10 protein-coding genes are annotated in these 11,782 nt (G+C 74.6%); 5 read left to right on the top strand and 5 right to left on the bottom strand.

Translation table 11 applies throughout. From position 1 onward, the window contains the following. Positions 1 to 115: 115 nt before the first annotated feature. The 5 genes from H4F90_RS00345 to H4F90_RS00325 all read left to right on the top strand — a co-directional run bounded on the left by H4F90_RS00345 (position 116) and on the right by H4F90_RS00325 (position 5,288). Positions 116 to 478 carry a Flp family type IVb pilin gene (locus H4F90_RS00345; protein ID WP_182660387.1) on the top strand — a complete coding sequence of 121 codons (363 nt, stop codon included), beginning with the start codon at positions 116 to 118 and terminating at the stop codon, positions 476 to 478. 124 nt (positions 479 to 602) lie between these two features. Next, positions 603 to 1,220, top strand: coding sequence for a prepilin peptidase (locus H4F90_RS00340; RefSeq protein WP_182660385.1), 618 nt, complete (start codon positions 603 to 605; stop codon positions 1,218 to 1,220). Between the two features lie 4 nt (positions 1,221 to 1,224). Beyond that, positions 1,225 to 2,487, top strand: a complete 1,263-nt coding sequence (locus H4F90_RS00335) for a TadE/TadG family type IV pilus assembly protein (protein WP_182660383.1) — start codon at positions 1,225 to 1,227, stop codon at positions 2,485 to 2,487. Positions 2,488 to 2,526: 39 nt separating this feature from the next. Next, complete coding sequence (cpaB, locus tag H4F90_RS00330) at positions 2,527 to 3,453, top strand: Flp pilus assembly protein CpaB (protein ID WP_182660381.1); 927 nt, start codon at positions 2,527 to 2,529, stop codon at positions 3,451 to 3,453. Continuing rightward, positions 3,453 to 5,288, top strand: a complete 1,836-nt coding sequence (locus tag H4F90_RS00325; RefSeq protein ID WP_182660379.1) for an O-antigen ligase family protein — start codon at positions 3,453 to 3,455, stop codon at positions 5,286 to 5,288. Before cpaB ends, H4F90_RS00325 begins: the two co-directional genes overlap by 1 nt. 102 nt (positions 5,289 to 5,390) lie before the next feature. Here H4F90_RS00325 and H4F90_RS00320 read toward each other — a convergent pair whose 3' ends face one another. From H4F90_RS00320 to H4F90_RS00300, 5 genes are read right to left on the bottom strand one after another with little or no spacing between them, the layout of a single operon-like run. After that, entirely contained in the window at positions 5,391 to 7,199 is a 1,809-nt protein-coding gene (locus H4F90_RS00320; RefSeq protein ID WP_182660377.1) for an O-antigen ligase family protein, read from the bottom strand. Next, positions 7,196 to 7,546: a DUF192 domain-containing protein gene (locus tag H4F90_RS00315; RefSeq protein ID WP_182660375.1), complete on the bottom strand. Its 351-nt coding sequence runs from the start codon at positions 7,544 to 7,546 to the stop codon at positions 7,196 to 7,198. The genes H4F90_RS00320 and H4F90_RS00315 overlap by 4 nt, the downstream gene beginning before the upstream one ends. A gap of 14 nt (positions 7,547 to 7,560) precedes the next feature. Next, positions 7,561 to 9,138 (bottom strand): type II secretion system F family protein, encoded by a 1,578-nt coding sequence (locus H4F90_RS00310; RefSeq protein ID WP_182660373.1) that lies wholly within the window; start codon positions 9,136 to 9,138, stop codon positions 7,561 to 7,563. A gap of 22 nt (positions 9,139 to 9,160) precedes the next feature. Then, positions 9,161 to 10,570, bottom strand: coding sequence for a CpaF family protein (locus tag H4F90_RS00305; RefSeq protein WP_182660371.1), 1,410 nt, complete (start codon positions 10,568 to 10,570; stop codon positions 9,161 to 9,163). A 13-nt stretch (positions 10,571 to 10,583) separates the two neighbouring features. Beyond that, positions 10,584 to 11,777, bottom strand: a complete 1,194-nt coding sequence (locus H4F90_RS00300; RefSeq protein ID WP_182660369.1) for an AAA family ATPase — start codon at positions 11,775 to 11,777, stop codon at positions 10,584 to 10,586. Between the last annotated feature and the right edge of the window lie 5 nt (positions 11,778 to 11,782).

Here is an 11,782-nt window from a genome sequence, read left to right as displayed (position 1 = left end):
GCCTCCCCACCGCGGCGGCCCGTGCTGCCGCCTGCGTGGCCGGCGCCCCGGCGGCCACGCAGTGCACCCATCGGATCCCCGGGGGCGATTCAACCCAAAAAATCTGGAGACACCCATGCTGCAATCCATCAAGAAGTTCCTGAAGGACGAAGAAGGCCAGTCGATGGTCGAGTACGGCATCACCCTCGGCGGCATCGCCGCGGTGTCCTACCTCGCCGTCGTCGTGCTGGGCGACAAGACCGGCGACCTCTACGCCTGGATGGCCAACCACCTGCCGGGCGGTGAGGCGGGCGAAACCGGCCAGGTTCGTCTGGACCGTGATGGTCTGGTGGGCACTGAGCAGAACGCGAATGGCGAGGAGGTCTTCGCGTCGCGTGACGCTGTGTCGGGTGCAGATGCGGAGAACTACACCCTGAACAGCACGCTGGGTACTTCGTCGTACTACAGCGCGGAAGAAGGCGGCTGGAACGCCCAGTAATCGGGCATTTCTCCCGAGGGCTAGCCCGGGGCGGCTTCCGCCGCCCGGTGCCTAGCATGCGCAGCCCGCTCGGTTCCCGCCGGGCGGGTTGCTTCGCTTCCGGGGCCCGACGCGGCCGACCCCCATGCCTGACAGCGCAACCGTCTCCCACCTGCTCACCACCGGCCTGGCCTTCTGGATGTTCGGCGGCCTGGCCGTGATGAGCCTGCTGGTGGCCTGGTCCGACCACCGCAGCCAGCGCATCCCCAACGACTGGCTGCTCGCCGGCCTGCTCTACGCCTGCGGCGTGATCGTCATGCATGCCGCCCCCGGCGGCCTGCTGCTGGTGGCCAAGGCCCTGGGCTTCGGCCTGCTGGGCATGCTGATCGGCTTCGTGCTGACCGCGCCCGCCATGCTGCTGCGCCAGCTGGCCCCGGGCGATGTGAAGTTCATGATGGTCATCGGCTTCTTCCTCGGGCCCATCGGCGCGGTCTTCGCGCTGCTGAATGCGGCCCTGTTCGGCGGCCTGTGGGCCCTGGCGCTGGCCTGGCGGGCCGGTGGCCTGGCCAAGGTGCTGGGCAATCTGCGCTTCATGGCGCGCAGCCTGTGGCTGAGCGGCTTCCGCACCCTGGGCTGGGACCTGGGCAGCCAGGGCGCGCTGCGCATGCCCTATGGCGTGGCCCTGGCGGCCGGCACCCTGATGGTCATCGTCTGGCAGCTGGGCCGCCAGCCTGCGGTGCGGGGCGCGCTGGGCCTGGCCTGAGGCCATGCCGCCGCGCCGCCTGCCCTCGGCCCGTGCGCGCCGCGACCTGCGCGGTCAGGCGCTGATCGAGTTCGCCATCGTGCTGCTGGTGCTGATGGCGCTGATCGTCGGCGGCATCGAGCTGGGCACCGCGGCCCTGGCCTCCCGCGGGCTGCGCGACGGCGTGCAGACGGCGGGCGATGGCTGGGCCCAGGCGATCCAGCGCTTCGCGCAGACCGAGGCGGCCAGCAGCCCCTTGCGGCCGGTGCTGCACGAGATCTGCGCAGCCAGCGCGGCCGTCACGGCCGGCAGCGCACCCGGCAGCGCGGCCTGCGACGAAGCCGGCGCCTACCCGCCGAGCGGCACGGCCACGGTGCCCGGCTACTGCGGGCTCGGCAGCCACGAGGTGGACGGCTTCAGCATGCCGAGCTGCGACGATGCCGACTGCACGACGCCGGACCCCGGCCTGCCCGACCACGAGGCCGGCGACGCCGATTACCCCGCGCGCTGCGACCCGCTGCTCAGCGACCCCAGCCAGGCCAGCCACCGGCTCGACGCCGACCACTACCTCTTCAACCCCAAGCCGCTGGACATCACCGCCTGCGCCCCGGGCGGGGTGCTGCAGGCCCGCTGCGTGGACCGTCTGTTCTCGGCCCTGCCCCCGCTGCACAACGCGGTGCGCAACCTCTACCAGACGCGCTGCACGGACGCCGCGCTGAACGAGGTGGTCTGCGATGCCGCGGCGGTCCGCTGGCTGCTGCGCCTGCCCGGCCGGCTGGACCCGGGCACGGGAGATGTCCGGCTCGCCCAGGTGGCCGAGGGCGGGGCGAACGGCCTGGTCAGCGCCGGCCCGCCGCTGGCCACCTTCCAGCTGCAATGCGTGGCGGCCGGCGAAGGCTTCGCCGCCTGCACGGACGCGGAAGACTGCCCCTGCGACCGCCGCAGCGCCCCGGCCGACCGCTGCTGGAGCCAGGCCACCAGCCGCCCCTACCCGCTGGCCTGCGACATCCGGGTGGTGATGCGCTACCGGCACAGCTTCTTCAGCGCCTTCCCGACGGGCCGCTTCGACGAGCGGGCCGTCGTCGATCCCACGCTGCTCGACCAGCTGGACCTGGGCATCGGCGGCGCGGGCGGCCTGGGCGCCGAGGTCGTCAGCCAGGGCGCAGCCACCGGCAACCCGAGCTACTTCAAGGTGCCGTGGAAGACCTTCCGCGGCTGCACCGAGACCCGCAGCCTGTTCAGCCCGGCCGCCAGCGCGGTCGGCGTGTCGCGCCAGGCCTGTTCCTGAGCCCCCGGCGGCTGCCCCTTTCCCCCCACCGAGCGCCCCATGGCCACCACGCCCCAGCGCCGCCGCCGCGGCCCCAACCCCCTCCTCCTGCCGCTGGCCGGCGCGGCAGTGCTGGCCCTGGGGGCGGCGCTGTGGTTCTTCACCCGCAACACCGCGCCGCCCGCCCCGGCGACGCCGCCGCGCCCGCCCGGCACGATCGCCGTGCCGGTGGCGGCGCGGGCGATCAGCAAGGGCACGGAGATGGAGGGCAATGGCCTGATCCGCCCGATGTACCTGCGGCCCGAGGCGGTGCCGGAGGACGCGATCCTGCAGCCCAACGGCATCCTCAGCCGGGTGACGCGCCAGGCGCTGCGGCCGGGCGAGTACTTCAGCGAGGGCAAGCTGGCGCCGCCCGGGGCGCCGCGCGGCTTCTCGGGCCTGCTGGCGCCGGGCCATCGCATGGTGGTGATGGACATGGGCGCGCTGACCGGCGTGGCCGGCCAGATGCGCGAGGGCGACGTGGTGGACATCTACGCCCTGTCGGCGCCGGCCGCCCCGGGGGGCCGGGGCAGCGGCTCGCTGAACGCAGTGGGCAACAGCGTCCAGCCGGGGGCGGGGGGCGCGATCAACCGCGGCGGCGCGGCCGCGGGCGGGCCGCCGCCGACGATGTCGGCGGTGCTGATCGCGCAGAACGTGCGGGTGGTGAATGCGCCCCCCGCCCCGCCACGCACGCCGCCGAACCGGCGCAATCCGCCCCCGGCGCCGCTGGCCGCGCTGGAGGTGCATGAGGAGGACGCGCCGCAGCTGCAGATCGCGATCAACGCGGGCCAGCGGCTGCAGGTGGTCTACAAGCCCTTTGCCGAGGCACGGCGGGTCAGCGAGAGCACGCCAGCCGACGACCGCGTGGTGCGCGCGCTGCGCGACCCGAAGCTGGTCGAGGTCATCGAGGGCACGGAGCGCCGGATGACGACGGCGGTGATGGACTGATGCCGACCGCCGTCCTGCCGGCCCCGTCGGGTCCCGCCGGGCGCCTGGGGCCGGCCCTGCTGCTGGGCCTGCTGAGCCTGCCGCTGCTGCAGCCGCTGCATGGCGCGCCGATGCAGTTCTTCGAGAGCGAGTGGCTGGCGATGGCCCTGGGCCTGGGCGGCGCGCTGGCCCTGCTGCTGGGGCCGGCCGGGCGCTGGCCGGCGCTGGCGGGCCTGCCGCTGCAGGGTGCGGCCTGGGTCGCGCTGCAGCCGCTGGGGGTGCCGCAGGTCTACCCCCTGAACCATGCCGCGCCCACGGCCATGCTGGCCTGGGCCGGCCTGCTGCTGGCCGCCGGCCATGCCTGGCGCCATGCGGTGGCCGAGCGTGGCGCCCTGTGGGATGCGGTGGCCGCCGCCCTGCTGCTGGCCGGCCTGCTGAATGCGGCGCTGGGCGCGGTGCAGGTGCTGGCCCCCGAGGCCCTGCCGGGCTGGCTGCTCTACAGCGACCGCAAGAGCGCCCAGGCCGCCACCGGCCAGCTGCGCCATCAGGGTCACTACGTGCTGACGCTGGGCTGGGCCCTGGCCGCCCTGCTCTGGCTGGACGCCCGCGGGCGGCTGGGCGGCCGGGCCGGCGCCTGGATCAGCGGCCGCGGCCTGGCCGCGCTGGCCCTGCTGGTGCTGGGCCTGGCCCTCTCCACCCAGCGGGCGGCACTGGTCTATGCCGGCCTGCCACTGGGGGTGGCGCTGGGCCTGTCGGCCGGGCCGGACGGGCTGCGGCGCGCGCTGCGCCGGCGCGGCCTGCTGGCCCTGGCGCTGATGCTGGCGGCCACCTGGGCGCTGCCGCCGCTGACCCAGGCCCTGGCGGGCGAGGGGCCGGGCCTGGGCACGGCCAGCGCGCGCGGGGCCGAAAGCGCCTGGGCGCTGCGCCTGCCGATGTGGGCCAGCGCCTGGGCGGCCTGGCAGAGCGCGCCATGGACCGGCCTGGGCTTCGACGCCTACACCGCCTTCCATGCCGAGCGGGCCCATGCCCTGCCGAACTTCCGCTACACGACCCACGCCCACCAGCTGCCGCTGCATCTGCTGGCCACGCTGGGCCTGGGCGCGGGCCTGGGCCTGCTGGGGCTGCTGGCGGTCTGGCTGCGCCGGCTCGGCCGGGCCGGCCGGCAGCCGGCCGAGGCCCTGCCCCTGCTGCTGCTGGCGCCGGCGGCTGCGGCCTGCCTGATCGAGCTGCCGACGCATGTGGCCCACCTGCTGGGCCCGATCGCCCTGCTGCTGGGCCTGGGCCTGGGCGGGCCGGCGGCACCGGACCTGTCCGTGCCCGCACGCCGGCTGCTGGCGGTCGGCGGCCTGCTCGGCGCGCTGCTGCTGGCCTGGACGCTGGCGGCCTTCCTCGCCCTGAACCGGCCCTGGCGCGAGGCGCTGCCACCCGCGGAGCAGGCGCGGGTGCTGCACGCCGGGCGGGCCCATCCGGTCTTCCAGGCGGTGGCGGACTCGGTGCTCGACGACCTGCTGCCGCTGGATGCGCGCGGCCTGGATCCGACGACGCTGGACGCCCACCTGGCCCGCAATGCGCGCAGCCTGGCCTGGCGGCCGGGCTCGCGCGGGCTCTACCGGCGCGCCGCGCTGCTGCAGCGCGCCGGGCAGGCGGAAGCGGCACGGGCGGCGCTGGACCGGGCCCAGGCCTTCTACCCGGCGCATCGCCAGGCCTTCCTGGCCCGGCTGTGCCGCGGCGCACGGCAGGAGGGGGCGGCCTTGCAGCCCCTCATCGACCACGCCCGGCGCACGCCGGGCCTCCCCCTGCCCTCGGCCTGCGCGGGCGATGGCGACCTTCCCCCCACCCCCCAAGGAGAAACGTGATGAAGACCGTGCTGCGCATCGTGCAGGTGCTGCTGGGCCTGGCCGTGATCGGCCTGGTGATCGTGTCGGTCCAGGGCGGCTGAGCGGCCGCGGCCTCCGGCCTCAGGGCCGCAGGCCGGGCAGCGTGCGCCAGTCCAGCACCACCGGCTCGCGCTGGCAGCGGAAGGCGGCCGGCGGGTCGGGCAGGTCGCAGTCCCGGAACTGCGCCTGGACGGCCGGATCGCGAAACTGCCGCAGGCGCTGGGCGACGAAGCGGGCCGCCGGCTCCTGCCCGCTGCGCTGCAGGGCCAGGGCATAGGCCCGCAGCAGGGCCGGGTTCAGGCCGCTGGCCAGGGCGGGGCCGAAGGCCTCGGGCGCCGGCCGGGCGCCGCGGGCGGTGAGCTCCAGCCGGCTGAGGTGATGCGGGTAGAGGCTGCCCTGGGCCCGGAGCGCGCGGGCGGCCTCGACGCGCTGCGCCGGCGGCAGGCGAAGCAAGGCCTCGATCTGGCGATGCTGCGGCACGGCCAGACCCAGACCGAGCAGGGCCAGGCCGCCGGCCAGGCCGCAGCCCAGGCGGCTGAGGCCGGCCGGGGGCGGATCGGCCCCGGGCGCGGGCCCGGGCGCCTCGTCCGGCGCGAGGGCCAGGCCCAGCAAGGCGGCAAAGGGCAGCAGGAAGAAGGCGTGCCAGAGCGGGTACTCCAGCAGGCTGTGCAGCAGCAGCACGCCCAGCATGAGCCCGGCGGCGGTGGCGGGCAGGCCCCGACGCGCCGCCCGGGCCACGCCCCACAGGCTCAGGCCGAGCAGGCCCAGCACCGCCAGGGCACGCGGCCAGCCGAGCTCGACGGCCAGTTGCAGCGGCAGGCTGTGGGCATGGGTCAGCACGCCCACGCGGCGGACCATGCCCTCCTCGAAGAACCAGGCCAGGTTCAGCCGGCCCCAGCCGACGCCGGTCCAGGGGTGGCGGGCGGCCAGGGTCCAGCTGTCCTGCCAGATGGCGAGGCGGCCGCTGCTGAGATCGCCGCCGGCCTGCAGGCGCCGCAGGCCGCGGTAGGTGGGTGCGGGGGGCTCGGGGGCTTCTTCCTCGGCGGAGGCGGGCGCGGCGGGCCGCCCCTCGGCCGCGGCCCGGCAGGCGGCCGGCGCATCGGCCGGCAGGGCGGGCGGCGGCGGCAGGGCCAGCAGGCCGAAGGCCAGCAGGTATTGCAGCGGCAGGCTGAGCAGCAGGCCGCGCAGGCGGCGCGGCAGGCGGGGGTCGAACAGGCCCCAGGCCGCGGGCAGCAGCAAGGCCAGCAGGCCGGTGCGCGAGGCGGTGAGGGCCAGGCCCAGCACCAGCAGCAGGCTGCCGGCCAGCAGCCCGGCCCCGGACGGCGCGACCGGCCGGCGTGCCGCCAGCAGGACGCCGGCCAGCAGGCCCAGCAGCAGGTAGCTGGCCATCAGATTGGGCTGGCGCAGGTTGCCGTAGGGCCGGCCGGGCGGGGCCTGGGCGATCAGCAGGCCATCGGCCGCGCAGGGCAGCAGGAACTGATGCAGCAGCACGGCGACGCTGGCCAGGCTGCCGATCAGCAGGCCCCAGGCCAGGGGCTGCAGCAAGGCGGCCGGATCGCGCTGGCGGCTGGCGGCCAACAGCAGGGCCAGGGCCAGCAGCAGGGAGCCGGCGGCGCTGGCCGCGCCCTCGCCGAGGGCCGGCAGGGTGGCGAGCAGCAGGATCAGCCCGGCCAGCAGAGCCGGCACCAGGCCCGGGACCCGGCCGCCCGGCGGCCGCCAGCCCCCGCGCCGCAGGGCCAGGGCCAGCAGCAGCAGGCCGGCGGCGAGGCAGGCCAGCGCCTCGCGCGGGAAGGAGGGGTCAGGCCGCATCGGCAGGCCGGTCAGCACCGGCGCCAGGCCCAGGAAGACCAGGGCCGCCGCCGGCAGGCGCTGCAGCCCGACGGGGCTCATGCCAGGGGCTGGAAGACCAGGCGGTCGCCCGGCTGCAGACCGTCGGCCTCGCCAGCGGCCAGCTCCAGCACCTCGCGCGCGGCGCGCAGGAAGGGCGAGACGCGCCAGGGCCGCATCGCCGGCAGCACCCGCAGCACACGGCCTTCGGCGTCGAGGAAGACCACGTCGATCGCTGCGCGCATGAACTGGGTGTGGACCTGCTGGCAGGGCCGGATCCACAGGCCCTGCCCGGGCTGCAGCGGGGGGCGGCCCATCAGGCCGCGCAGCCGGCTCCACCAGCCGTCGGCCAGGCCCACGGCGGTGGCCAGCGGGCGCGGCCGGGCCTCGCGCGCGGCGGGGTGCAGCATGACCCGGCCCAGCCTCATGCCCGCCCCGCGAAGATGGATTCCAGCACCCGGTAGAGGCGCAGGAAGCTGGGAAAGCCGGTGACGATCAGCATGGCCGGCATGATGGTGAACATCATCGGGAACATCATCTTGATGGGCAGGCGCTCGGCGCGGCGCTGCACCTCGGCCTCGTACTCGCGGAACAGCATCTTGGCGTGGTGGCGCAGCACGTCGGCGGTGGAGGAGCCGGTCTGGTCGGCCTGGGTCAGGCCGGCGACGATCTCGGCGACCTGGGGCAGGTTCACGCGCGCAGCCAGCAGGCGCAGGGCCTCGTGGCGGCGGCGGCCGCGGCGCATGGCCTCCAGCGTGATCGACAGCTCCAGGTAGAGCGGATGGCTGAGGTCGGCCTCGCGCACGATGTGCTGCAGGGCGGCGTCGAAGGCCGTGCCCCCTTCCATGATGGCGGCCAGCATTTCGAGCACATCGGGCAGGGCCTTGCGGATGGCGCGCTCGCGGCGCTGCCGGCGGCGCGTGAGGCTGAGGTAGCTCAGGCCGACGCTGGCCACGGCCGAGGCCAGCACGACGCCGATCGAGGCATTGAGCGTGCGGCCGGTCAGGCGGCTGATGCCGTAGCCGATCAGACCGCCGAGCACGGACAGGCCGAGCCGGCCGGAGGTGCTGTTGATCCACTGGGTGACGCGGTACTCGACCAGGCCGGCACCGATCCACAGCGCGGCCCGGCCGATCGGATCGGCCAGCATGAAGTCGAAGATGCGCGGGTTGACCTTCCAGCTGAAGAGCATGAAGGCCAGCGGCAGCAGGCTCAGCACATAGCTGCCCATCTTGGCCTGGGCGGTCAGCGTGCCCACGCGCAGCAGCATGCGCTCGCGGGCGACCATGGATTCGAGGATGTGTTCGAGCATGGAGCTCATCTGCCCGCCGGCCTCCCATTTCAGCCGGATGCCGGTGGCGAGCACGCGGGCATGGTCGCCGCCGCAGCGCTGGGCCCAGTCGCGCCAGGCGCTGGCCGGCTGCACGCCGAGCTGCAGTGCATCGATCAGCTCGCGCAGGCTGCGGCCGAGGGGCTCGGGCGCGGTGCGTGCGGCCGCCTGCAGGGCCGACAGCGGCGTGGAGCCGGTGCGCAGCGCGGACAGCATCTGCGTGCAGAAGGACGGCAGCTGGCGTTCGCGGCGGGCGATGCGACGCTCGGCGCGCAGCATCAGGCCGACCCACAGCAGCAGCGGCAGCACGAGGCCGCCCGCCAGGCCGAAGCCCAGGTGGCGCCCCAGGCCATAGCCGAGACCGGCCCCGGCCCCGGCCAGGCCGAGCAGCAGCGAAAGCACCTGCCCGAAGCCCAGGGCGACGTTGCCGCGGATCAGCGCCTCCGAGAGCCGCCGCATGACCGGCGACTGCGCGAGCAGGGCCTGCATGCGCGCGACCTGCAGCAGGTCGGCTGCATCGCGCCATAACGAATCGTCCTCGCCGGTGGCGGTGTCGAGGATGCGGTCGGCCAGGCGCTCGCGCAGGCGCTGCTCGCGGCGACGGTCGATCCCCACCAGGGCCAGCAGGGCCAGGGCCAGCAGCAGGAGCAGGCCGATCAGCAGCTCGATCATCGCGGCGGCGGGCCGGCAGGCCTCAGGGCTGGAAGAGCGCGGGGTCGAGCTCGACCCCGCGTTCGTGGAACTCGCGTGCGGCGGCCGGCACGATGCCCTGGCCGCGCATCACGATGTGCTCGCCCTCGCGCCGCGTGAGGAAGAGGTCCTGCGTCAGCACGGTGCCGTTGTCGACGTCGACCACCTCGGTGATGTGGGTCACGCGGCGCGAGCCGTCGGCAAAGCGGCCGAGGTGGACGATGAGGTCCAGGGCCGAGCCGACCTGCTCGCGCAGCACGCGCTGCGGCAGCTCGACCTCGGCCATCAGCATCATGGTCTCCAGGCGCGCGAGGGTGTCGCGCGGGCTGTTGCTGTGCAGCGTGGCCAGGCTGCCGTCGTGACCGGTGTTCATGGCCTGCAGTATGTCGAGCGCCTCGCCGCCGCGGACTTCGCCGACGATGATGCGGTCGGGCCGCATCCGCAGCGCATTGCGGACGATGTCGCGGATGCTGACGTGGCCGCGGCCCTCGGCATTGGCCGGACGCGCCTCCAGCGTGACGATGTGGCGGTGGTTCAGGCGCAGCTCGGCGGTATCTTCGACGGTCAGGATGCGCTCGCCCTCGGGAATGTGGTTGCTGAGGCAGTTCAGCATCGTCGTCTTGCCCGAGCCGGTGCCGCCGCTGACGATGATGTTGAGCCGGGCCTTGACGGCCAGGCGCAGGAACTCGGCCGCCTTGGCGGTGAGCGAGCCGCCGGCCACCAGCTCCTTCATGCCGTAGACCTCGCGCATGAAGCGCCGGATCGACATGCTGGGCCCGTGCACCGCGATCGGCGGGACGATCACATTGACGCGGCTGCCGTCGGGCAGGCGGGCATCGGCCATGGGCTGCGACTCGTCGACCCGCCGGCCGACCCGCGCGAGGATGCGCTCGATGGTCAGCATCAGGTGCTCGTTGTCGTGGAAGCGGACCTCGCTCAGCTCCAGCAGGCCGTGGCGCTCGACATAGACCTGGTGCGGGCCGTTGATCAGGATGTCGGCCACGGTCGGATCGGTCATCAGCGGCGACAGCGGACCGAGGCCGATGACCTCGTAGAGCAGGTCCTCGCCCAGCTGATCGCGCTCGGCACGGGACAGCGGCAGGCTTTCGCGGGCCAGCGCGTCGTCGAGGTAGGCCTCGATGGCCGCCTGGATCTGCGGCATGCCGGCCTGGGCCACCGCCTGCGGGTTCAGCACCTCCAGCAGGCCCCGGTGCAGGCGATGCCGCACCTGGCTGTAGCTGCTGTGCGAGGGGCCGACCCCCGGCAGCATGCCCGCGCCGTCCGCGATGACCCGGCTGTCGCGCTGGGTCTGGGCCAGGGAGCGCAGGCGCTCGCCCAGGAAGTCGCTGCCGCCGCTGGCGCTGCGACGCAGCGCATCGCGGAGGCTGGGCAGGGCTTCATCGGAGGGATTCATCGCGGGCCCGGGCTCAGTAGCCGCGCAGGAAGCGGCGGATGCGGTCGCCCAGGCCGGCACGGGGGCCGGGTCCGGCGGGCGAGGCCCCGACCAGCGTGTCGACCAGCTGGCCGATGTCGCGGGCGATCAGCGACTCGGGGAACATGTCGACCACCGGCCGGCCGTTGTTGGCGGCGATGGTCGCGTTCACGTCGTAGTTCAGCACGGCCTCGACCGGCCATTCCAGGGTGTCGGCCACCAGGTCGATCGGCACATTGCCGCTGAAGCGCGAGAAGCGGTTGACGACCAGGCGGATGCGCTCGGGCCCGTAGCCGGCCTGGCGCAGCACCTGCAGGTTGTAGCGCGCGCTGCGCAGCGCCGGGACCACCGGCTCGGTGACCAGCAGGATGTCGTCGGCCAGGTCCATCACCGCCAGGTTCAGGCTGGACAGCACCGGGAAGGTGTCGACCACGACATGGTCGAAGTGGCTCTTGGCCACCAGCAGGATCTTGCCGAGCTGGTCCTCCTCGAAATCGAGGCCCAGCGGGTTGTCCGAGGAGTGCGCCAGCACCAGGGCGCCGCTGTCGTGCGGCGTCATCATCTGGCGCAGCATGTCGCCGTCGAGGCGGCGGTACTGCTCGACGGCGTCGCGCAGCCAGCGCTCGGGCCGGAGGTCGAGCATGGGGGCCACGTTCGGCGCCTGGGTGTTGGCGTCGATCATCGCGACCCGGCCCTCGCCGAGGCGCTGCGCCAGGCGCACCGTGATGTTGCAGGCCAGGGTGGTCTTGCCGACACCGCCCTTGCTGGAGAACACCACCAGGATGCGGCCACGGCGGGCCGGCGGGGCCTCGACCCCGGCCGGCGTGACCAGGCGCAGGCCCTTGCGCAGCACGGCATGCACCTCGTCGTCCTGCACCGGCTGGGCCAGGAACTCGCGGGCGCCGGCCCGCACGGCCCGGGCCATCACGTCGGTGCTGGCCTTGTCGATGCTGGCCACCACCAGGCGGCTCGGGTGGGCGGCGAGCTGGGCGAGGGCCAGCATGCCGGCCTCGACGTTGCGGGTCAGGTCGAGGGCGACCAGCTCGGCCTGGAACTGCTCGGCCAGCTCCAGGCCCTGGCCCAGGCTGTCGGTCGTCCGCAGGCTGATCATCGATTCGCCGAAGCGCAGGCAGGCGGCCTGGACGGTCTGGCGGAACAGCTCCTGGGCACTGACGATGAGGACGCGCATGCGGG

Source organism: Aquariibacter albus, assembly GCF_014145335.1.
In the GTDB taxonomy this organism is placed as follows: domain Bacteria; phylum Pseudomonadota; class Gammaproteobacteria; order Burkholderiales; family Burkholderiaceae_C; genus Aquariibacter; species Aquariibacter albus.
This window is presented reverse-complemented; position numbering and strand designations above follow the sequence as displayed.

Excerpts from the sequence above, each read along its gene's own strand:
- H4F90_RS00310 (WP_182660373.1), bottom strand. The coding sequence starts at position 9,138 with ATGATCGAGCTGCTGATCGGCCTGCTCCTGCTGCTGGCCCTGGCCCTG.
- H4F90_RS00300 (WP_182660369.1), bottom strand. The coding sequence starts at position 11,777 with ATGCGCGTCCTCATCGTCAGTGCCCAGGAGCTGTTCCGCCAGACCGTC.
- H4F90_RS00340 (WP_182660385.1), top strand. The coding sequence starts at position 603 with ATGCCTGACAGCGCAACCGTCTCCCACCTGCTCACCACCGGCCTGGCC.
- H4F90_RS00315 (WP_182660375.1), bottom strand. The coding sequence starts at position 7,546 with ATGCTGCACCCCGCCGCGCGCGAGGCCCGGCCGCGCCCGCTGGCCACC.
- H4F90_RS00345 (WP_182660387.1), top strand. The coding sequence starts at position 116 with ATGCTGCAATCCATCAAGAAGTTCCTGAAGGACGAAGAAGGCCAGTCG.
- H4F90_RS00320 (WP_182660377.1), bottom strand. The coding sequence starts at position 7,199 with ATGAGCCCCGTCGGGCTGCAGCGCCTGCCGGCGGCGGCCCTGGTCTTC.
- H4F90_RS00335 (WP_182660383.1), top strand. The coding sequence starts at position 1,225 with ATGCCGCCGCGCCGCCTGCCCTCGGCCCGTGCGCGCCGCGACCTGCGC.
- cpaB (WP_182660381.1), top strand. The coding sequence starts at position 2,527 with ATGGCCACCACGCCCCAGCGCCGCCGCCGCGGCCCCAACCCCCTCCTC.
- H4F90_RS00305 (WP_182660371.1), bottom strand. The coding sequence starts at position 10,570 with ATGAATCCCTCCGATGAAGCCCTGCCCAGCCTCCGCGATGCGCTGCGT.
- H4F90_RS00325 (WP_182660379.1), top strand. The coding sequence starts at position 3,453 with ATGCCGACCGCCGTCCTGCCGGCCCCGTCGGGTCCCGCCGGGCGCCTG.